At 65.1% G+C, this 20,375-nt stretch carries 18 protein-coding genes; 11 read left to right on the top strand and 7 right to left on the bottom strand.

Annotated features, from left to right (window positions below):
- Window positions 1–130: 130 nt before the first annotated feature.
- From proB to ABIB80_RS28940, 10 genes are all read left to right on the top strand, one after another.
- Window positions 131–1,252 carry a glutamate 5-kinase gene (gene proB / locus ABIB80_RS28985; protein WP_007598911.1) on the top strand — a complete coding sequence of 374 codons (1,122 nt, stop codon included), beginning with the start codon at window positions 131–133 and terminating at the stop codon, window positions 1,250–1,252.
- Between the two features lie 146 nt (window positions 1,253–1,398).
- On the top strand, window positions 1,399–2,694 hold the full coding sequence (locus tag ABIB80_RS28980) for a glutamate-5-semialdehyde dehydrogenase (protein WP_007598910.1): 1,296 nt from the start codon (window positions 1,399–1,401) through the stop codon (window positions 2,692–2,694).
- Between the two features lie 20 nt (window positions 2,695–2,714).
- Window positions 2,715–3,359 carry a nicotinate-nucleotide adenylyltransferase gene (locus ABIB80_RS28975; RefSeq protein ID WP_007598907.1) on the top strand — a complete coding sequence of 215 codons (645 nt, stop codon included), beginning with the start codon at window positions 2,715–2,717 and terminating at the stop codon, window positions 3,357–3,359.
- Window positions 3,360–3,597: 238 nt separating this feature from the next.
- Window positions 3,598–3,954, top strand: a complete 357-nt coding sequence (gene rsfS, locus ABIB80_RS28970) for a ribosome silencing factor (RefSeq protein WP_007598906.1) — start codon at window positions 3,598–3,600, stop codon at window positions 3,952–3,954.
- Window positions 3,955–4,050: 96 nt separating this feature from the next.
- Window positions 4,051–4,533: a 23S rRNA (pseudouridine(1915)-N(3))-methyltransferase RlmH gene (rlmH, locus tag ABIB80_RS28965; protein WP_007598905.1), complete on the top strand. Its 483-nt coding sequence runs from the start codon at window positions 4,051–4,053 to the stop codon at window positions 4,531–4,533.
- Window positions 4,534–4,566: 33 nt separating this feature from the next.
- Window positions 4,567–5,913, top strand: a complete 1,347-nt coding sequence (locus ABIB80_RS28960) for a murein hydrolase activator EnvC family protein (protein WP_007598903.1) — start codon at window positions 4,567–4,569, stop codon at window positions 5,911–5,913.
- Window positions 5,910–7,265 carry a S41 family peptidase gene (locus ABIB80_RS28955; RefSeq protein WP_007598902.1) on the top strand — a complete coding sequence of 452 codons (1,356 nt, stop codon included), beginning with the start codon at window positions 5,910–5,912 and terminating at the stop codon, window positions 7,263–7,265. The genes ABIB80_RS28960 and ABIB80_RS28955 overlap by 4 nt, the downstream gene beginning before the upstream one ends.
- Window positions 7,266–7,408: 143 nt before the next feature.
- On the top strand, window positions 7,409–8,641 hold the full coding sequence (locus ABIB80_RS28950; RefSeq protein ID WP_354128857.1) for a divergent polysaccharide deacetylase family protein: 1,233 nt from the start codon (window positions 7,409–7,411) through the stop codon (window positions 8,639–8,641).
- A gap of 75 nt (window positions 8,642–8,716) precedes the next feature.
- Window positions 8,717–9,220, top strand: a complete 504-nt coding sequence (locus tag ABIB80_RS28945) for an RNA pyrophosphohydrolase (RefSeq protein WP_007598900.1) — start codon at window positions 8,717–8,719, stop codon at window positions 9,218–9,220.
- Window positions 9,221–9,283: 63 nt separating this feature from the next.
- Entirely contained in the window at window positions 9,284–9,784 is a 501-nt protein-coding gene (locus tag ABIB80_RS28940; RefSeq protein ID WP_007598899.1) for an RNA pyrophosphohydrolase, read from the top strand.
- Between the two features lie 77 nt (window positions 9,785–9,861).
- Here the strand turns inward: ABIB80_RS28940 and ABIB80_RS28935 are convergent, their stop codons facing one another.
- The 6 genes from ABIB80_RS28935 to ABIB80_RS28910 all read right to left on the bottom strand — a co-directional run bounded on the left by ABIB80_RS28935 (window position 9,862) and on the right by ABIB80_RS28910 (window position 16,753).
- Window positions 9,862–11,493, bottom strand: a complete 1,632-nt coding sequence (locus tag ABIB80_RS28935) for an adenylate/guanylate cyclase domain-containing protein (RefSeq protein WP_007598898.1) — start codon at window positions 11,491–11,493, stop codon at window positions 9,862–9,864.
- Between the two features lie 152 nt (window positions 11,494–11,645).
- Window positions 11,646–12,053: a F0F1 ATP synthase subunit epsilon gene (locus ABIB80_RS28930; RefSeq protein ID WP_007598897.1), complete on the bottom strand. Its 408-nt coding sequence runs from the start codon at window positions 12,051–12,053 to the stop codon at window positions 11,646–11,648.
- 86 nt (window positions 12,054–12,139) lie between these two features.
- A complete protein-coding gene (gene atpD / locus ABIB80_RS28925) occupies window positions 12,140–13,582 on the bottom strand; it encodes a F0F1 ATP synthase subunit beta (RefSeq protein WP_007598896.1) in 1,443 nt (480 codons plus the stop codon).
- A 52-nt stretch (window positions 13,583–13,634) separates the two neighbouring features.
- On the bottom strand, window positions 13,635–14,510 hold the full coding sequence (locus ABIB80_RS28920) for a F0F1 ATP synthase subunit gamma (protein WP_007598895.1): 876 nt from the start codon (window positions 14,508–14,510) through the stop codon (window positions 13,635–13,637).
- 153 nt (window positions 14,511–14,663) lie between these two features.
- Window positions 14,664–16,193: a F0F1 ATP synthase subunit alpha gene (atpA, locus tag ABIB80_RS28915; RefSeq protein ID WP_007598893.1), complete on the bottom strand. Its 1,530-nt coding sequence runs from the start codon at window positions 16,191–16,193 to the stop codon at window positions 14,664–14,666.
- A complete protein-coding gene (locus tag ABIB80_RS28910) occupies window positions 16,193–16,753 on the bottom strand; it encodes a F0F1 ATP synthase subunit delta (RefSeq protein WP_007598889.1) in 561 nt (186 codons plus the stop codon). Before ABIB80_RS28910 ends, atpA begins: the two co-directional genes overlap by 1 nt.
- 646 nt (window positions 16,754–17,399) lie before the next feature.
- Here ABIB80_RS28910 and ABIB80_RS28905 point away from each other — a divergent pair.
- On the top strand, window positions 17,400–17,909 hold the full coding sequence (locus ABIB80_RS28905) for a septal ring lytic transglycosylase RlpA family protein (RefSeq protein WP_007598887.1): 510 nt from the start codon (window positions 17,400–17,402) through the stop codon (window positions 17,907–17,909).
- A 158-nt stretch (window positions 17,910–18,067) separates the two neighbouring features.
- Here ABIB80_RS28905 and ABIB80_RS28900 read toward each other — a convergent pair whose 3' ends face one another.
- Window positions 18,068–20,278, bottom strand: coding sequence for a primosomal protein N' (locus ABIB80_RS28900; protein ID WP_007598886.1), 2,211 nt, complete (start codon window positions 20,276–20,278; stop codon window positions 18,068–18,070).
- Between the last annotated feature and the right edge of the window lie 97 nt (window positions 20,279–20,375).

The raw sequence follows: 20,375 nt of genomic DNA, 5'->3' as shown, positions 1-20,375 counted from the left end.
TTAGAGCCAGACGAGCGTTCCGGACAAGCGCCGTTTACCGGGCCTGCCGCCTTGCGCCGGCCATCGTCCTGCTGCAAAAGCAGGCCTTACCGGCGCCGCTCTCCAGCACATACACACACCACATACACACATGGCCAGCCCCGAACTCAGTCAATTCCGCCGCATCGTCGTCAAGGTCGGCTCTGCGCTGCTGGTCGATTCCGACAAGGGCGAGGTGCGGGCGTCCTGGCTTGCCGCGCTCGCCGACGACATGGCCAAGCTGCATCGCGAGGGACGTGACGTTCTCGTCGTCTCCTCCGGCTCGATCGCGCTCGGCCGCAGCCGCCTGAAATTACCGCGCGGCCCGCTGAAGCTGGAGGAGAGCCAGGCGGCCGCCGCCGTCGGTCAGATCGCGCTGGCGCGGATCTGGTCGGAGGTCCTTGGCGCCCACGGCATCGGCGCCGGCCAGATCCTGGTGACACTGCAGGACACCGAGGAGCGCCGCCGCTATCTCAACGCGCGCTCCACCATCGGCAAGCTGCTGGAGTGGCGCGCGATCCCCGTGATCAACGAGAACGACACGGTCGCCACCAACGAGATCCGCTACGGCGACAATGACCGCCTCGCCGCGCGCGTCGCCACCATGGCGAGCGCGGACCTGCTGGTGCTGTTGTCCGACATCGACGGGCTCTACGACGCCCCGCCGAAGAACAACCCGAACGCCAAGCTCATTCCCGTCGTCGACAGCATCTCCTCGGAGATCGAGGCCGTTGCAGGCGACGCCGAGTCCGAGCTCTCGCGCGGCGGCATGCGCACCAAGGTCGAAGCCGCAAAAATCGCGACCACCGGCGGCACGCATATGCTGATCGCCTCGGGCAAGATCGAGCATCCCCTTCAAGCGGTCGCCGATGGCGGCCGCTGCACCTGGTTCCTGACGCCGGCCAATCCCATTACGTCGCGAAAACGCTGGATCGCGGGCTCGCTGGAGCCGAAGGGCACGCTGACCATCGACGCCGGCGCGGTCGCGGCGCTGCGCGCCGGCGCCAGCCTGCTGCCGGCCGGCGTGATCAAGGTCGAGGGCCAGTTCGCCCGCGGCGACGCCGTGATCGTGCGCGGCCCCGACACCAGCGAAGTCGGCCGCGGCCTGATCGCCTACGACGTCGACGATGCCGAGCGGATCAAGGGCCGCTCCTCCCCGGATGTGATGGCGATTCTCGGGATCAGCGGGAGGTCCGAGATGATCCACCGCGATGATCTGGTGATGGGCGGGTAGCGGCCGCAGCGGTCCTTTTCCGAGGAAGTTGGTAGGCCAAAGACCTAGCCCGGTGCGGCCGGGGAGACCTGCCATACCCGTCCCGCCCTTCGCAAAAGCGGGATTTCCGTGCTAGGACACCGCCTTAGCAGAAGGTTGAACTCCCCATGGCCGCCCCCCTCAAAGCCGTCGACGGCAATGCCGATCTTCAGGCGCTGATGACCGATCTCGGTACCCGTGCCCGCGCTGCCGCGCGCGTGCTCGCGCTGGCGCCGCCGGAGCAGAAGAACCGGGCGCTCGAGGCCATGGAGCGGGCGATCCGCAACAATGCAGCTACGATCCTTGCTGCCAATGCCGAGGACGTCACCGAGGCCCGCGCCTCCGGCAACGCCACCTCGTCCTTCATCGACCGCCTGACGCTGACGCCGGCGCGGGTCGAGGGCATGGCCGAGGGCATCGGCATCGTGCGCGGCATTGCCGATCCGGTCGGCATCGTCACCGAGAGTTGGCAACGGCCGAATGGCATGACCATCGAGCGCGTGCGCGTGCCGCTCGGCGTCGTCGGCGTGATCTTTGAGAGCCGGCCAAACGTTGCGGCGGACGCCGGCGTGCTGTGCCTGAAGTCCGGCAATGCCGTGATCCTGCGCGGCGGCTCCGACAGTTTCCGCTCCTGCCGCGCGATCCACGAATGCCTGGTGCAGGGCCTGCGCGAAGCGGGCCTCCCCGAGGCCGCGATCACGCTGGTGCCGACCCGCGACCGTGCGGCGGTCGGCCAGATGCTGTCGGGGTTGAACGGCGCCGTCGACGTGATCGTGCCGCGCGGAGGCAAGAGCCTCGTCGCGCGCGTCGAGCAGGAAGCGCGCGTGCCGGTGTTCGCGCATCTCGAAGGCGTCAATCACGTCTACGTCGACGGCAGCGCCGACCTCGCCATGGCGAAATCGATCGTGCTCAACGCCAAGATGCGGCGCACCGGCGTCTGCGGCGCCGCCGAGACGCTGCTGGTTGATCGCGCTGCTGCCGGTAAAAACCTGAAGCCGCTGATCGAGATGCTGATCGAGGCCGGCTGCGAAGTGCGCGGCGACGACGCCGTGCAAAAGACCGATGCCCGCGTCAAACCCGCGAGCGCGGACGATTGGGACACTGAATATCTCGATGCGATCATCGCAGCGAAGGTGGTGGACGGCGTCGACGGCGCGATTGCGCATATCCAGAACCACGGCTCGCACCATACCGATGCGATCGTGAGCGCCGATGAGACCGCTGCGAAGAAATTCCTGAGCGAGGTCGATTCCGCGATCGTGCTGCACAACGTCTCGACGCAGTTCGCCGACGGCGGCGAGTTCGGCTTCGGCGCCGAGATCGGCATCGCCACCGGCAGATTCCATGCCCGCGGCCCGGTTGGCGCCGAGCAGCTGACGAGCTTCAAATATCGCGTTCACGGCACCGGGCAGACGCGGCCGTAGACGACGCAGGGCGCGGGGCATTGAGCAACAATTTCGTCGCGCCACGTTTCTTCGCGCAGGCCATACCAAGCCACACTTCGGGCATGCGCATCGGCCTGCTCGGCGGCTCGTTCAATCCGCCGCACCAGGCCCATCGCGCGATCAGCCAGTTCGCGCTGAAACGTCTCCAGCTCGATCGCGTGTGGTGGCTGGTGACGCCAGGCAATCCGCTGAAGGAGAACGGCGCGTTGCACGAGCTCGGCGAGCGCATGCAGGCGGCGCGCGACGTGGCCGACGACCCCAGGATCGAGGTGAGCTGTCTCGAATCCGTCATTCGCACGCGCTATACTATCGACACGATCAACACCTTGCGCCGCCGCCTCTCGGGCTTGCGCTTTGTCTGGATCATGGGCGCCGACAACCTCGCTCAATTCCATCGTTGGCAGCACTGGCGGCGCATCGCCGGTCAGGTGCCGATCGCGGTCATCGATCGCCCGCCGCAGAGCTTTCGTGCCCTCGCCTCTCCCGCCGCCCAGGCGCTCAGGCGCTACCGCTTGCCGGAGAATGAGGCGCCATTGCTTGCCGATCGGGCCGCCCCGGCCTGGGTATTCCTGACCGGTATGAAGCTGAATCTCTCGTCGACCGGCTTACGGAACCCGGACGGAAGCTGGAAAGGTACGAAGTGAGTCGGATTTGTGCGAACGCCATGCGGCCTTCGGCTCTCTGGCATATTGAAACCCTTAACCCCACATGATGTAGTGTAACCAGTGAGCGCCGGATTCGGCGTTCGCGATACAGTGAAAGGAATGGTCCCTGACCACATCTGTATTGTCCAAGACAGCATCACCCAAGACGGCTTCACCGAAGTCTGTTTTACCCAAGGTTGCCAAGCCGACGCGTAAAACATCGACCAAAGCTGCGGCCTTGAAGGCGCAACCCGACGCCGACAAGACGCTGAGCCTGATCCTCTCCCGCCTCGACGACATGAAGGCGGAAGAGACGGTTACCATCGACCTTCGCGGCAAATCGGCCTACTCCGACTACATGATCGTCACGACCGGCCGGGTGAACCGGCACGTCGGCGCGATCGCGGAGAACGTCGCCAAAGGCCTCAAGGAAAACGGCATCAAGAACATCCACGTCGAGGGCTTGCCCAATTGCGACTGGGTGCTGATCGATTCCGGCGATGTGATCGTGCACGTGTTCAGACCCGAGGTCCGCGAGTTCTACAGTCTCGAGAGATTGTACACGCAGGGCCCAGGGGCGGCGAAGGCGATCTGAGAGGCTGCTGGCCGATTTCGAATCGGCTGACGCGCATGCTAGCGTCGTGCGCGCGCATATCGCGCGCGGTCCAGAAAACGCGACCCTGAACATATTATGCGCATAGCCGTCATTGCGGTGGGCCGGCTGAAGCAGGGCCCCGAACGGGAGCTTGCCGACCGCTATTTCGAGCGGTTCGACGAGGCCGGCCGCAAGCTCGGATTCCGCGAGCTCGCCATCCACGAATTGCCCGAAAGCCGTGCGCGCGATACCGCGACGCGGATGGCCGAAGAGGCCGCGGCGATCTCGGCGCATATTCCCGAAAAATCGGTTCTGGTGGCGCTGGACGAGCGCGGCCAGAATCTGGATTCGACCGTATTCGCACGGCATCTCGGCCGCTGGCGCGACGAGGGTGCCGGTCACACTATCTTCATGATCGGAGGGGCGGACGGACTTTCGCCCGAATTGCGCCGTAAGGCCAAGCTCGCGATCGCGTTCGGCTCTGCGACCTGGCCGCATCAAATGGTCCGCGTCATGCTTCTGGAACAGCTTTATCGGGCCGCCACCATTCTGGCCGGCCACCCCTATCACCGCGCGTGATCCGCGCCACAACGAGCACCTTTGCCTAAAGCGATGCGAGCGCCTGTCCTCAACCTGCTGCTGATCGCCGGCATGACCGGCGCAAGTATTTTGGGCGCAAGCCTTGCGCAAGCTCAGACGCCTGCACCGCAGACTGCGGCCGTCGCGCCCGATGCGATCAAGCAGCGCGAGCAGGAGCTCGAAGCCGCGCGCGCCAGCAAGAAGAGCGCGGAGGAAGCGCAGGCCAAGCTCAAGGCCGAGATCACCTCGCTCGGCCAGGACCGCACCCAGCTCAATCAACAGTTGATCGACACCGCCGCCAATGTGCGCACCGTCGAGACCAAGATCGACGAAGCCGAAGCGCGGCTGCGATCGCTGAACGGCCGCGAGCAGGCGATGCGCAGCTCGCTCGATTCGCGCCGCGCCGACATCGTCGAGGTGCTGGCGGCCTTGCAGCGCGCCGGAAGGCGGACGCCGCCGGCGCTGTTGGTAAGGCCCGAGGATGCCCTGAAATCGCTGCGCACGGCGATGCTGCTCGGTGCCGTGGTGCCGGAATTGCGCGGGCGCGCCGAGAAGATCGCAAGCGAGCTCGGCGAGCTCGTGGCCTTGCGCAAGACCATCGCGACCGAGCGCGACCAGCTTGCCTCCGACCGCGACAAGGTCCGCAACGACCAGACCCGGCTCGCAGCTCTGGTCGACGAGCGGCAGCGCCAGCAGGCGTCGCGCGAAAAGGACCTCGACGCCGAGAATGCGCGCGCCGTCGCGCTCTCACGACAGGTCGGCGATCTCCAGGGGCTGATCGCCAAGATGGAGCAGGATCTGCAAAGTGCCGCCAAGGCGGCCGAGAAGGCGGCTGAGGCCGCCAAGCAGGCCGAGGCAAAGGCCGCTGCAAACGCGGCCGCCAGCGCCAAGACCGGCCCTGGCGCTTTCAAGGATCGTTCCCGGACCACCCCTGCGATGGCCTTCGCTGCGGCCAAGGGCCTGCTGCCTCTTCCGGTTAACGGTAACAAGATCAGGGATTTCGGCGGTTCGGACGGGCTCGGCGGGGTCCAGAAGGGCATTTCGCTGGCGACCCGGCCCGGCTCCCAGGTCACGACGCCGTGTGATGGCTGGGTAGTCTATGCCGGCCCCTTCCGCAGCTATGGACAACTCTTGATCCTCAATGCCGGGGGCGGGTATCATGTGCTGATCGCCGGGATGGAGCGCATTTCGGTCAACATCGGTCAGTTTGTGCTCACGGGGGAGCCTGTCGCGACCATGGGGTCGACTTCTCAAGTCGCCTCCATTCTCGCCACGAACGCGAGTCAACCTGTGCTCTATGTCGAGTTCCGCAAAGACGGCACTCCAATCGATCCAGGCCCATGGTGGGCCGCAAATGAAGGCGAGAAGGTTCGCGGATGATGCGCAAGACTTCAGTTATCCTCCTCAGCGCGGCCACCGGTGCGGCGCTGACGCTGTTCGTGACGCAACCGCGCGCAGTCTTCATGGGCTCCAGCGCGCGAGCCGCCACCGCGGACACCTATCGCCAGCTCAATTTGTTCGGCGACGTCTTCGAGCGCGTGCGCTCGGACTATGTCGAGAAGCCCGACGACACCAAGCTGATCGAATCCGCGATCAGCGGCATGCTCACCGGTCTCGATCCGCATTCGAGCTACATGGACGCCAAGAGCTTCCGCGACATGCAGGTGCAGACCCGCGGTGAGTTCGGCGGCCTCGGCATCGAAGTCACGATGGAAGACGGCCTGATCAAGGTGGTCTCGCCGATCGACGACACCCCGGCCTCGCGCGCCGGCGTCATGGCCAACGACATCATCACCAATCTCGACGACGAAGCGGTGCAGGGGCTGACCCTGAACCAGGCAGTCGAGAAGATGCGCGGCCCCGTCAACACCAAGATCAAGCTCAAGATCATCCGCAAGGGCCAGGACAATCCGATCGACGTCACGCTGGTGCGCGACAACATCCGCGTCCGTTCGGTGCGCGCCCGCATCGAGGCCGACGACATCGCCTATATCCGCATCACCACCTTCAACGAGCAGACCACCGAAGGCCTGAAGCGCGAGGTCGCCAACCTCTCGAATCAGATCGGCGACAAGCTGAAGGGCTACGTCATCGACCTCCGCAACAACCCGGGCGGGCTGCTCGAGGAAGCGGTCACCGTCTCCGACTCCTTCCTGGAGAAGGGCGAGATCGTCTCGACCCGCGGCCGTAATGCCGAGGAGACCCAGCGCCGTACCGCGCATACGGGCGACCTCACCAAGGGCAAGCCGGTCATTGTGCTGGTCAACGGCGGCTCGGCTTCGGCGTCGGAGATCGTCGCCGGCGCGCTGCAGGACCACAAGCGCGCGACCATCGTCGGCACGCGTTCGTTCGGCAAGGGCTCGGTGCAGACCATCATTCCGCTCGGCTCCGGCAACGGCGCGCTGCGTCTGACCACGGCGCGCTACTACACGCCGTCGGGCAAGTCGATCCAGGCCAAGGGCATCGTGCCCGACATCGAAGTGCTGCAGGACGTGCCGGACGAGCTGAAGTCGCGCACCGACACCAAGGGCGAAGCTTCGCTGCGCGGCCATCTCAAGAACGACGGCGACGAGAAGACCGGCTCGCAGTCCTACGTTCCGCCGGACGCCAAGGACGACAAGGCGCTCAAGCTCGCCGACGATTTGCTCCACGGCATCAAGAACAGCGCCTCCGCGGCGCCCACCCCGGGCGGCGACAAGGCCACGACCGACAAGCCCAAAGCGGCGAACTAAGTCGGCGCATCGCGATCTGACGAAAAGGGCGGCTCCCGGAGCCGCCCTTTTTGCTTGGAACTCCTGATATCCCCGGCCTATCCCGGCCTGCCGCCGCTTGACCTCGGCGTGGTATCGTCGTCTCGAGTGATTCGGGATCGCGCATGACTGAAACGGCCGATGATCTGAGCGCCCCGCTCGGACGGGACAAGCCGCGCCGGAAACGCCGGCTGCGGCTGCCGTTCACCGCCATGCAGCTGCTCGCAGTCCTGCTCGGCCTGTTCCTGGTCACCTTTGCCGGCTTCGCCATCTTCAACAAGGATCCGCTCGGCGGCGAGCCGATGACGCGGCTCGCGATCCGCGAGCCCAGTGCCGCAGACAAGACCGGCGACGACAAGCCGGCCGCCGCCAGCCACGGCCAGGACAGCAAGCAGGAAAGCAAGCAAGAGACCAGGGACGCACCGAAGCAGGCGGGCGAGCAGAAGACCGTCACCATGATCGACGGTTCCACCGGCACCCGCCACGACGTGGTGATCGGCGGCGATGCCGCCGGCAAAAGCGAGGCGGCCTCGGCCTCCGCACCGCCGCCCGTCATGGCCGGGATCGACCCAAAACTCCTTGAGAAATCGCGCTACGGCATGATCCCGGCGATGTCCGGGGATCTGAAGCCGTTCAACGTCTATGCGGCGGATGCCGATCGCTCCAAGGCCGCCAAGATGCCGGTGGTCGCGATCCTGATCGGCGGCCTCGGCGTCGGCGCCGCCAAGACCACCGATGCCATCATGCGGCTGCCACCGGCGGTGACGCTGGCCTTCACGCCTTATGGGTCCGATCCAGGAAAACTCGCCGAGCGCGCCCGCGCCCAGCGCCACGAGATCTTCCTCCAGATTCCGATGGAGCCCTACGACTTCCCAGACAACGATCCGGGACCGCAGACGCTGCTGACTTCGCTGAGCGCCGACCAGAACATGGACCGCCTGTACTGGCATCTGAGCCGGATGCAGGGCTATGCCGGCCTCACCAATTTCATGGGCGCCCGCTTCATCGCAACGGAGCCGGCGATGCAGCCGATCATTCGCGAGGCGGCCAGGCGCGGCCTCGGCTTCTTCGACGACGGCTCATCGCCCAACAGCATCGCACCGCAGGCCGCCGGCAGCCTGGCGATGCCGTTCGGCAAGGGCGATATCGCGATCGACGCAGTGCCGACCCCGGCCGAGATCGACCGCGCCCTGACCAAGCTCGAAGCGGCGGCGCGCGAGCGCGGCGTGGCCGTAGGCACCGCCTCCGCCCTCCCGGTCTCGATCGAGCGCATTGGCGTCTGGACCAAGACATTGGGCGACCGAGGTATCCTTTTGGTGCCATTGACAACCGCGATGCTGAAATCAAAATCCAGCTAAATCAACGGATTGGTACGGCACAGGCCCGCGGGGCCTGCTTCAGCCTTACCGACGGCATGCGAGAGGTCTGGCGGAATGGCGCGTTACGAGGATCTGCCCTACCGGACCTGCGTCGGCGTGATGTTGCTCAACAAGGACGGACTGGTGTTCATCGGCCGCCGCGCCGGTGGCATCGAGCATGTCGACGACACCCATGTCTGGCAGATGCCGCAGGGCGGCGTCGATCCCGGCGAGGATAATTGGGAGGCCGCCAAGCGCGAGCTCTATGAGGAGACCAGCGTGCGCTCGGTCGAGCGGCTCGGCGAGGTTCCGGACTGGCTCACTTACGACATTCCGCGCACGGTTGCCGGGCGCGCCTGGAAGGGCCGCTACCGCGGCCAGCGCCAGAAATGGTTCGCGGTCCGCTTCACCGGCAAGGACAGCGAGATCAACGTCGAAAAGCCCGGCGGCGGCCACAAGGCCGAGTTCGTGAGCTGGCGCTGGGAACCGATGAAGAACCTGACCGGGCTGATCATCCCGTTCAAGCGTCCGGTCTACGAGCGGGTGGTGAAGGAATTTTCCGCGCTGGCGCGGGATTAGTTCAGGTCGCCATTCCAGCTTGATGCTAATGCATCGCCTGAAATGACGACGAGAGATCCACGCGTGACCCATGAAAAGCCTTACCGTCCCAATGTCGGAATCGCGCTGTTCAACGCCGATGGCCGCGTGCTGATCGGGCACCGCTTCAAGGGCGACGGACCCGAGATCATCCTGCCGGGCCTCGACTGGCAGATGCCGCAGGGCGGCGTCGACGAGGGCGAGGATTTGCGCGATGCCGCGCTGCGCGAGCTCTGGGAAGAGACCAGCGTCAAGAGCGCAACCTATCTCGGCGAGACCGACTGGCTGACTTACGAATTTCCGCCCTATGACGGGCCGCAGACGCATCGGCTGGCGAAATTCCGCGGTCAGCGCCAGAAATGGTTCGCGCTGCGCTTCACCGGCAAGGATGACGAGATCGATCCGCTGACGCCGCGCAACGGGCAGCCCGCCGAGTTCGACGCCTGGCGCTGGGAGCGGCTCGACCGCGTCCCCGATGTCGTGGTGCCGTTCCGCCGCCACGTCTACAGCGCAGTGGCGCAGCAGTTTGCGCCCTTCGCCAACTAAAAACGCGAAAACAACCCCATGCACAGTAGAACGGGGTTGAAATCATTAGAGAACTTTCGCCGGAAATTTGCGCGAGCCTAATTGATCGGTCCCACCGTGAACGGGCCGATCGCGATGACGTGGCAGTCGCTGTCGCGCTTGGCGCAGTCGGCGAGCGCGGAATTGACGGCGGTCTGCTCGTCCGCGGCCTTGAGGCCGAGGCCCGGCCGGCCCGCGGTGCCGACCGCGACGGCGTTCCAGCCCATGCCGTCGGCGAGCTTGCGCACGACCTCGTCGCGCGCATCTGCGACGATCGAGGCGTTGGACGCCGCGTGGAAGAAGCCGGTGATCCTCAGCAGGGTCGGGATCGGCACGACGAAATTCTCGTCGACCGCAACGACCAGGCAAGCGACGCCGGCGATCGCGCCGCACGATTCCAGCGAACGCCGCGCGGCATCGTCGGCGGATGATGCGCCCATCACCATGAAATATTGACCGCCCGGGCCGAGCGCGACCGCGCGGGATTTTGCAGCGGGCACGAACATGTTCTCGAGGCGGACTTTCGCGGGATCGCGCACCATCGGAAAGTCTTTGGAGGCAAAGGCGCGCTCGGTCATGGCATCATGCCGGACGAATGGCTGCGGCGGCATCGGCGGCTTGCCGTGCGTGTAGACAATGTTGTTGCCGACCGCATAGAGCTCGCAGCGCCGCGGCGACTGCGCGGCATCGGCGCGCTTCTGACACTGATCGAGTGCGGCGTTGCGCGCGGCTTCCTCGTTCGGCTGATTCAACGACGCGCCGGTGAACCCGCCGACATTGAGCGCGAACGCCTTGTAGTTGCCGGCAGCGGAATAGTCGCCAGCCAGGTAGTTGCGGATGCGCTCGTTGATGAAGGGGACGCTGTCGGCGGGAAACTTGCCGGCCATCGGTGAAGCCGATGGTGCCGGCATGGGCATCGGCGCTTTCGCTGCCATGGTGGCTGACGGGCTTGGCGCTGCTGCCGCAGCCGCGCTGGGCATCGGACTTGATGCAGAGCTTGGCGCAATCGCTGCAACCGCCGGCGCCCTGGTGGTCTCGAGCTTGGTGAAATAGAGGAAGCCACCGACGCCGATGGCGACGACGGAGACGACACCGACCACCAGCGGCCACATCCAGTTCGGCGCGGCCGCAGCCTTCGCCACCTTCTTGATTTGCGGCGTCGCGTAGCTGCCGTCCCCGCGCCGCATTGCCACCATGTAGGCGTGCACCGGCGTCGGGATGTTCTTGACCTCCTGCGCGCCGATATCGGCGAACTGCACCGACAGCTTGTTGGCGACCTGCTCGTGCACGGCGCGGGAGACGCAGATGCCGCCGACCTCGGCGAGGCCCTCGAGCCGGGCGGCGATATTGACGCCGTCACCGAGCAGATCGCCGTCGCGCTCGACCACGTCGCCGATGGTGATGCCGATGCGGAACGACATCAGCCGGCTTTGCGGATAGGCCATGTTGCGGGTTCGCAGGGATTCCTGAATGTCGATCGCGCAGCGCACCGCATCGACTGCGCTTGGAAATTCCGCGAGCACGGCGTCACCCGCAGTGTTGAAGATGCGTCCGCCCGCCTTGGCAATGAAATCGTCGACAACCTCGCGATAGGAGGCGAGACGCCGCAGCGTCTCCTCTTCGTCTTCCGCGACCAGTCGTGAATAGCCGGCAATATCGGCTGCGAAAATCGCTGCGATCTTGCGTTTCATTTTGCGGCCGGCCCCCGGAACAAAGTTCGCGAGTGCAGAATGGCGCGATCGGCGGCGCGGTGCAACAAAGTTTCAGCGCCCGCCACTTCCGTGACGAGCGCTGAACTTATTCAGGAATTTTCAGTTCGGGCCCCGGCGCGATGCACCGGGGCTTAGTGCATAGCCGTGCTGCTGAGCTGCTGCTGGATGCTCTTGAAGTGGTCGAGCCGCGCGATGGCTTGATCGAGCTCGTTGCCTTCGTGCTCCTTCAATCCCTCTTCCATCTCCGAGATAGTCGCGGCGAACTGGGCGCGATCGAGCTCGGCCAGCGAGGTCGCGACGTCGGCGAGTACCGTCAGGCCCTTGTCGGAAACTTCGGCGATACCGCCGAGCACGATGATCTTCTCGTGCTTGCCGCCGGTGGTCACGGTGAGAATGCCGGGCCGGATCGCGGCCACGACAGGAGCGTGTCCCGCCAGCACGCCGAAATCACCTTCGACGCCGGGGATATCGACCTGGTCGACCTCGCCCGAGAAGGCGAGCTTTTCCGGCGAGACGAGATCGAAGTGGAAGGTGGCCATTGGAAACCTGCGAATGGTGAGTAGCGAATTGCGAATGGAGCGGGAGCAGCGCGACTATTCGCTACTCCCTGCTCGCCCTTCGCAGCTTAGGCCGCCTCGGCCGCCAGCTTCTTGCCCTTCTCGATCGCCTCTTCGATGGTGCCGACCATGTAGAAGGCGGCTTCCGGCAGGTGATCGTACTTGCCTTCGCAGAGGCCGCGGAAGCCCTTGATGGTGTCCGCGAGGTCGACGAACTTGCCGGGCGAGCCGGTGAAGATTTCGGCGACGTGGAACGGCTGCGACAGGAAGCGCTCGATCTTGCGGGCGCGGGCCACCGTCAGCTTGTCCTCTTCCGAAAGCTCGTCCATGCCGAGAATGGCGATGATGTCCTGCAGCGACTTGTAGCGCTGCAGCACCTGCTGGACCTGACGCGCGGTGTCGTAGTGCTCCTGGCCGACGACGAGCGGCGAGAGCATGCGCGAGGTCGAGTCGAGCGGATCCACCGCCGGATAGATGCCCTTTTCCGAGATCGCGCGGTTCAACACCGTGGTGGCGTCCAAATGCGCGAACGAGGTCGCGGGCGCCGGGTCGGTCAAGTCGTCGGCCGGAACGTAAATGGCCTGCACCGAAGTGATCGAACCCTTCTGCGTGGTGGTGATGCGCTCCTGCAGCGCGCCCATGTCGGTGGCAAGCGTCGGCTGGTAACCCACGGCGCTCGGGATACGACCGAGCAGCGCCGACACTTCAGAACCGGCCTGGGTGAAGCGGAAGATGTTGTCGACGAAGAACAGCACGTCCTGGCCCTGGTCGCGGAAGTGCTCGGCGACGGTCAGACCGGTGAGGCCGACTCGGGCGCGGGCGCCGGGCGGCTCGTTCATCTGGCCGAACACCAGCGCGCACTTCGACTTGACGCTCGGATCCGGATTGTGCGGATCGGCGTTGACCTTGGACTCGATGAACTCGTGATAGAGGTCGTTGCCCTCGCGGGTACGCTCACCGACGCCGGCGAACACGGAGTAACCACCGTGGGCCTTCGCGACGTTGTTGATCAGCTCCTGAATCAGCACGGTCTTGCCGACGCCGGCGCCGCCGAACAGGCCGATCTTGCCGCCCTTGGCGTAGGGCGCGAGCAAGTCGACGACCTTGATGCCTGTGACGAGAATTTCAGCTTCGGTCGACTGGTCGGTGTAGCTCGGCGCTTCCTGGTGGATGGCGCGCATGCCTTCGGACTGGATCGGGCCGGCTTCGTCGATCGGCTCGCCGATCACGTTCATGATGCGGCCGAGCGTGCCCGCGCCGACGGGAACCGAGATCGGCTGACCGGTGTCGGTCACTTCCTGGCCGCGGACCAGACCTTCGGTCACGTCCATCGCGATCGTGCGCACGGTGGACTCACCGAGATGCTGCGCAACTTCCAGCACGAGGCGGATGTTGCCGTTCCTGGTTTCCAACGAATTCAGAATGGCCGGCAGATGGCCTTCGAACTGAACGTCGACGACGGCGCCCATGACCTGGGTGACACGACCGACCTGGGTAGCTGCTGTAGCCATGAAGCTCTCCTTCGAAATTCTTTACTTGAACGACCGTCGTTTGGTTCGTGCGTCAGACCGCCTCGGCGCCGGAGATGATCTCGATCAGCTCCTTGGTGATCTGGGCTTGACGGGTTCGGTTGTAGATCTGGGTTTGCTTGCGGATCATTTCGCCCGCGTTGCGGGTGGCGTTGTCCATCGAGCTCATCTGCGCGCCGTAGAACGAGGCGTTGTTTTCCAGCAGCGCGCGGAAAATCTGCACCGCGATATTCCGCGGCAACAGGCCGGAGAGGAGTTCGTCTTCCTCCGGCTCGTAGTCGTAGGACGTCGACGGCGCGTTCGCCGCCTTTTCTTCCACGGTCAACGGAATGATCTGCTGCGCGGTCGGGACCTGGGCGATCACCGACTTGAACTGCGCGTAGAACAGCGTGCAGACGTCGAATTCGCCGTTGTCGAAGCGGGCCAAGACCTTCTTGGCGATGTCCTCGGCGTTGAGGAAGCCGAGCTGACGAACGCCGCGCAGGTCGAGGTGCTCGATGATCTGCTTGTCGTACAGGCGGCGGAGCTGCTCGTAGCCCTTGCGACCGACGCAGAAGAATTTGACTTCCTTGCCCTGCGCGATCAGCGCCTGGGCGCGCTCGCGCGCGAGACGCACGATCGAGGAGTTGAAGGCGCCGGACAGACCACGCTCGCCGGTGCAGACCAGCAGCAGGTGAACCTGATCCTTGCCGGTGCCGCCCAGCAGCACCGGAGCGCCGGGCGAACCGGCGGCAGCGCTGGCGATGTTGGAGATCACCGCGCTCATCTTGTCGGCATATGGCCGCGCCGCCTCGGCCGCCTGCTGGGCGCGGCGCAACCGGGACGCCGCGACCATCTGCATGGCCTTGGTGATCTTCTGCGTCGCCTTGGTGGAGGCGATGCGGACGCGCATGTCTTTAAGTGACGCCATTCTTCGTTCACCCCGGCGGTTCGACCCCTTGGATCAAGCCGCTAGCCTATCCCAGTCGTCATGCCCGGGCGTGTCCCGGGCATCCACGTCTTCGTTTCCATGCAGTGAGGCACGGAAGGCCGGGACACGAAGCCCGGCCTTGCGACCGTTCTCTTATGCGAAGCTCTTGGCGAAACCTTCGACCACCGACTTCAGCTTGGCGGCACTGTCGTCGGAGAGATCGCGGCTATCGCGGATCGCGTTGAGGATATCGACGTTCTTGCCGCGCAGCAGCGACAACAGACCGTCCTCGAACGCGCGCACCTTGTTGACCGGAAGCGGATCGAGATAGCCGTTGGTGCCGGCCCAGATCACGCAGACCTGCTCTTCCATCTTCAGCGGCGCGAACTGCGGCTGCTTCAGGAGCTCGGTGAGACGCGAGCCGCGGTTGAGCAGGCGCTGGGTCGAGGCGTCGAGGTCGGAGCCGAACTGCGCGAACGCCGCCATTTCGCGGTACTGCGCCAGCTCGCCCTTGATCTTGCCGGCGACCTTCTTGGTGGCCTTGGTCTGCGCCGAGGAGCCGACGCGCGACACCGACAGACCGACGTTCACCGCGGGGCGGATGCCCTGGAAGAACAGGTCGGTTTCCAGGAAGATCTGGCCGTCGGTGATCGAGATGACGTTGGTCGGAATGTAGGCCGACACGTCGTTGGCCTGGGTTTCGATGACCGGCAGCGCCGTCAGCGAGCCCGAGCCCTGGTCCTTGTTCAGCTTCGCCGCGCGCTCGAGCAGGCGGGAATGCAGATAGAACACGTCGCCCGGATAGGCTTCGCGGCCCGGCGGGCGGCGCAGCAGGAGCGACATCTGGCGGTAGGCGACGGCCTGCTTGGACAAATCGTCATAGATGATGACGGCGTGCATGCCGTTGTCGCGGAAGTACTCGCCCATGGTGCAGCCGGTGAACGGCGCGATGTACTGCATCGGTGCCGGATCCGACGCGGTAGCGGCCACGATGATCGAATATTCGAGCGCGCCCTGCTCTTCCAGCACCTTCACGAACTGGGCAACGGTCGAGCGCTTCTGGCCGATCGCGACGTAGACGCAATACAGCTTGATGTTCTCGTCCGGCTGCGCGTTGAGCGGCTTCTGGTTGAGGATGGTGTCGAGCGCGATCGCGGTCTTGCCGGTCTGACGGTCGCCGATGATCAGCTCGCGCTGGCCGCGGCCGATCGGGATCAGGGCGTCGATCGCCTTGAGGCCGGTCGCCATCGGCTCGTTCACCGATTTGCGCGGAATGATGCCGGGTGCCTTGACGTCGACGCGCATGCGCTTGTCGGCCTGGATCGGGCCCTTGCCGTCGATCGGATTGCCGAGCGCGTCGACGACGCGGCCGAGCAGGCCCTTGCCGACCGGCGCGTCCACGATGGCGCGGGTGCGCTTGACGGTCTGGCCTTCCTTGATCTCGCGGTCGGCGCCGAAAATGACGATACCGACGTTGTCGGTCTCGAGGTTCAGCGCCATGCCGCGGGTGCCGTTCTCGAACTCGACCATTTCACCGGCCTGGACGTTATCCAGACCGTAAACGCGGGCGATACCGTCGCCGACGGACAGCACCTGTCCGACTTCGGAGACTTCAGCTTCCTGGCCGAAATTCTTGATCTGGTCCTTGAGGATCGCGGAAATTTCCGCGGCGCGGATGTCCATCAGCCTGCCTCTTTCATCGCGTGCTTGATCGAATTGAGTTTGGTGCGAAGCGAGCTATCGATCATCCGGCTGCCAAGCTTGACCACGAGGCCACCGATGATCGAGGGATCGATCTTCACGTTGAGCGCGACGTCCTTGCCGGTCACCGACTTCAGGGCAACCTTGAGGGCGTCGAGATTCTTGTCCGAGAGCGCCTCCGCCACGGTGACGTCGGCCGTCGCCTCGCCCTTGAACCTGGCGACCAGGGCGCGATAGGCGCGGATGACGTCAGCCACCGCGAACAGGCGGCGGTTGGCGGTCAGCACTTTCAGGAAATTGGCGGAGATGCCGGCGATGCCCGCCTTGTCCAAAACGGCCGAGAGGGCCCTGGACTGGGCATCGGCCGCGAACACAGGGCTGCGGACGAGGCGCTTCAGATCGGCGCTTTCGTTCAGCATGCCCTCGAATTTTTCGAGATCGGCTTTGACCTCGTCGACCACTTTCTGGTCGCGGGCCAGTTCAAACAAGGCCGTTGCATAACGGCCCGACACACCGGAAACGGACGTATCTTCTGCAGCCACAGACGTGCTCTTTTTGCTGTCAAACTCGCAAGGGAAAAACCGTCGCCACAAAGCGGCGCCTAGCGATCCAAGCCCTTGGAATTCAAGCGGGACTTCGATTTTCGACCCCGCACGGAAGTGCCGGGCTCGTTAAAATCGCGGCTTTGCTAACATAGCAGGCGCGCACGTGCAACATGACGCCAAATTAAAGGCATGACGTTCTGTCGCCAGTTCGTCGCACTCCACGACGACGCGACGACGACCTGCCATGCCGCGGAATTGCCACAGCCCCTAAGCCCACCCCCGAGCCGATGCCGGCCATTGGTTCCTGCCCTCAGCGCATAGCGGCCATGAACACGGATCGCTGAGGCGTGATTCCGGCGCATCCAGCTTCACTCGCCGAATACTTTCCGAATTCTAAATGCGGAAAGCGATGACTTCGTTTTACAGTATTCGCGAGTAATTTAGAGATTAACGAATCGTTAAATTCCAATATTACGGAATGTCGGCTGAATATCTCCGCCGGTAACAAGATATTACACGGCGACACAGAACGGATTTACTGCCCAATTCACGCCTCATTAGGAATCGAAACGCGGTCCCGCTCGCAAACTTACGGGGGCTCCACTTGCCACATATGTGGCAATACTAGCTTAGGGACCAATATATGCTTTGTTTGAAGACGCTGGGCTCAGTGACCCGGCCGCGTACGGCGATCGCTTTTGTTGCCGCAACTCTTCTCATCGGGGGAACTGCCACCGAAGCTTCCGCCAAATCCCGGCATCACCATCGGTATTCCCACCATCATCACCGCCACCAGGCCCAGAACGATGCCAACACGTCCTCCGATTGGCGTAACGCTAATGCGTCGATGACGCCGTCGCAGGGCACCGGACGTGCCTTCTCCGGCATGGCTTCCTTTTACGGGAACGAGTCCGGCAGCAGGACTGCCTCGGGCCAGCGCTTCAACCAGAACGCCATGACCGCGGCGCACCGTTCGCTGCCGTTCGGCACCAAGCTGCGGGTCACCCATGGCGGCTCCAGCGTCATCGTCACCATCAACGACCGTGGCCCGTTCGTTCGCGGCCGTGTCCTCGACCTCTCCACGGGCGCTGCCCGCGCTATCGGCCTCACCGGCGCCGGCGTCGGCCGCGTCACCGCGGAAGTCGTCTCCTAAAGCGCGCGACGCGTGAAACAAGCCCGCCGTCTTGGGGGACGGCGGGCTTCGTCATTCCGGGGCGCGCGCAGCGCGAGCCCGGAATCCATCGAACAGCAGGGTCGGTGGATGAATGGATTCCGGGTTCGCGAGTTCGTCGCGCCCCGGAATGACAGCGGCTACAAAAAGCTCTGCGGATCGACGTCGACCTCGAGCTTTTGATTGCCCTTCGGCTTCGGGCATACGGCAAGCCAGTTGCGCAGATAATCCGACAGGTCGAAGCCGCGCGCCGATTTCACCAGGATGCGGAAGCGGTAGCGGCCCTTGATGACGGCGAGCGGGGCTTCCGCTGGGCCCAGCACCACCACCCGCTCGTCGCGCGGCGCGAGCGCAACGAGGTGGCGGCCGAAGCCTTCGGCGCTCGGCCGGTCGCCGGCGGAAATGATCAGGCTCGCGAGCCGCCCGAACGGCGGATACAGCGTGCGTTCGCGCAAATCGATCTCGCTGTCGTAGAACGCTTCACGGTCGCAGGCGATCAGCGCCTTCATCACGGGATGGTCGGGCTGGTGGGTCTGGAGATAGCCGACGCCGCGGCCCTGCTCGCGCCCGGCGCGGCCGATCACCTGGTTGAGCAATTGCCAGGTGCGCTCGGAGGCGCGCGGATCGCCATTGGACAGGCCGAGATCCGCATCGACCACGCCGACAAGATTGAGCCGCGGGAAATTGTGGCCCTTGGCGACGAGCTGGGTGCCGATGATGACGTCGACGCGGCCCTCCGCGATGTCATTCAGCTCGGAGCGCATCGTCTCGATCGAGGTGATGAGATCGCTCGACAGCACCATGGTGCGCGCCTCCGGGAACAGCGCGGCCGCCTCTTCCTGCAAGCGCTCGACGCCGGGCCCGACCGCGACCAGCGATTCCTCCGCCGCGCAATGCGGGCAGGTTTGCGGACGCGGCATCGAGAAGCCGCAATGGTGACAGACGAGGCGCTGGCGGAAGCGGTGATCGACCAACCAGGCATCGCAGATGGTGCAGGCAAAGCGATGGCCGCAGGCGCGGCACAGCGTCAACGGCGCATAGCCGCGGCGATTGAGGAACAATAGCGCCTGCTCGCGCCGCTCGATCGCGGTCCTGATCTCGGACGCCAGCCGCGGCGAGATGAAGCGGCCGCGCGCCGGCGGCTCGCGGCGCATGTCGATGGCCTCGATATGCGGCATGTGCTGGCCGCCGAAGCGTGACGGCAGCGCGATGCGCTGATAGCGGTTCTTGCGCGCATTGACCTCGGACTCGACCGACGGCGTCGCCGATGCCAGCACGATCGGAACCTTCGCGATATGCGCGCGCACCACCGCCATGTCGCGGGCGTGATAATGCACGCCCTCGTCCTGCTTGTAGGCCTGGTCGTGCTCTTCATCGACCACGATGAGGCCGAGATTGGCGTAGGGCAGAAACAGCGCCGAGCGCGCGCCGACCACGACCGGCGCGCTGCCCTCGGAGATCGCCGCCCAATTGCGTGCGCGGGTGCGCGGCGTCAGCTCGGAATGCCATTCCAAGGGACGCACGCCAAAACGCTGCGCGAAGCGATCGAGGAACTGGCCGGTGAGCGCGATCTCCGGCATCAGGATCAGCGACTGTTTTCCGCGGCGGATCGCCTCGGCCACGGCTTCGAAGTAAACCTCGGTCTTGCCCGAGCCGGTGACACCGTCGAGCAGCGCGACGTGAAAGCTGCCGTTGGCCGCGAGCGCGCGCATCGCATCAACTCCGGCGCGCTGGAGCGGCGAAAAATCCGGCCGGCTGAAATCCGGATCGGGCGGCGGCGGCGGTGGAGGCGGCGGCATCGGCTCGACCGTGAGCGTGCCTTCGTCGACGAGGCCGTCGATCACGCCGGCCGAAACGCCGGCCTCCTTGGCCGCCTCGGACTTGCCGTGCAGCAGCCGGTCCGACAGCACCTCGATCAGGCGCTGCCGCGCCGGCGTCAGTCGCCGCGGGAGATCGCCGGTCAGGCGCACGCCGGCGCGCACCCGCTCGGGGCCGAGGTTCTCGCCCATCCGCAGGCACATGCGCAGCACCATGCCGCGCGGGCTCAGCGTGTAATTGGCGATCCAGTCCACGACTGCACGCAGCTCGGGCTTCAGCGGCGGGATGTCGAGCTTTTCGCTGACCTCCTTGAGGCGGTTGTGCAGGCGCGGATCCGGATTGGCGTTTTCGGCCCAAACCACGGCGAGCACCTCGCGCGGGCCGAGCGGCACGCCAATAATGTCGCCCGCCTTCAGCTCCATCCCACGCGGCACCTTGTACGAATAGGTCTGGTCGAGCGCGACCGGCACCAGCACGTCGACCATGCGGGTCGCGTTGGCGGAGACGGCGTTGCTGCGCGACGTGTGGTCCATGGAGGGGAATCGGAACCCGGGGGCTTCAAGGCTAGCGCCCTGAGGCGGCCTTAGCGAACGATAAACGAGTGTGATGCGATATACTGAGTGGAATCAC

This window comes from Bradyrhizobium sp. i1.15.2 (assembly GCF_040548425.1).
GTDB classification, from domain to species: Bacteria; Pseudomonadota; Alphaproteobacteria; order Rhizobiales; family Xanthobacteraceae; genus Bradyrhizobium; species Bradyrhizobium canariense.
The sequence above is the reverse complement of the archived record's forward strand: the minus strand, read 5'-3'. Positions and strand labels throughout refer to the sequence as shown.

What these genes read in the sequence shown, in the direction of transcription:
- proB (WP_007598911.1), top strand. Translation starts at nt 131, where the DNA reads ATGGCCAGCCCCGAACTCAGTCAATTCCGCCGCATCGTCGTCAAGGTC.
- ABIB80_RS28980 (WP_007598910.1), top strand. Translation starts at nt 1,399, where the DNA reads ATGGCCGCCCCCCTCAAAGCCGTCGACGGCAATGCCGATCTTCAGGCG.
- rlmH (WP_007598905.1), top strand. Translation starts at nt 4,051, where the DNA reads ATGCGCATAGCCGTCATTGCGGTGGGCCGGCTGAAGCAGGGCCCCGAA.
- ABIB80_RS28960 (WP_007598903.1), top strand. Translation starts at nt 4,567, where the DNA reads ATGCGAGCGCCTGTCCTCAACCTGCTGCTGATCGCCGGCATGACCGGC.
- ABIB80_RS28955 (WP_007598902.1), top strand. Translation starts at nt 5,910, where the DNA reads ATGATGCGCAAGACTTCAGTTATCCTCCTCAGCGCGGCCACCGGTGCG.
- ABIB80_RS28950 (WP_354128857.1), top strand. Translation starts at nt 7,409, where the DNA reads ATGACTGAAACGGCCGATGATCTGAGCGCCCCGCTCGGACGGGACAAG.
- ABIB80_RS28945 (WP_007598900.1), top strand. Translation starts at nt 8,717, where the DNA reads ATGGCGCGTTACGAGGATCTGCCCTACCGGACCTGCGTCGGCGTGATG.
- ABIB80_RS28935 (WP_007598898.1), bottom strand. Translation starts at nt 11,493, where the DNA reads ATGAAACGCAAGATCGCAGCGATTTTCGCAGCCGATATTGCCGGCTAT.
- ABIB80_RS28930 (WP_007598897.1), bottom strand. Translation starts at nt 12,053, where the DNA reads ATGGCCACCTTCCACTTCGATCTCGTCTCGCCGGAAAAGCTCGCCTTC.
- atpD (WP_007598896.1), bottom strand. Translation starts at nt 13,582, where the DNA reads ATGGCTACAGCAGCTACCCAGGTCGGTCGTGTCACCCAGGTCATGGGC.
- ABIB80_RS28920 (WP_007598895.1), bottom strand. Translation starts at nt 14,510, where the DNA reads ATGGCGTCACTTAAAGACATGCGCGTCCGCATCGCCTCCACCAAGGCG.
- atpA (WP_007598893.1), bottom strand. Translation starts at nt 16,193, where the DNA reads ATGGACATCCGCGCCGCGGAAATTTCCGCGATCCTCAAGGACCAGATC.
- ABIB80_RS28905 (WP_007598887.1), top strand. Translation starts at nt 17,400, where the DNA reads ATGCTTTGTTTGAAGACGCTGGGCTCAGTGACCCGGCCGCGTACGGCG.
- ABIB80_RS28900 (WP_007598886.1), bottom strand. Translation starts at nt 20,278, where the DNA reads ATGGACCACACGTCGCGCAGCAACGCCGTCTCCGCCAACGCGACCCGC.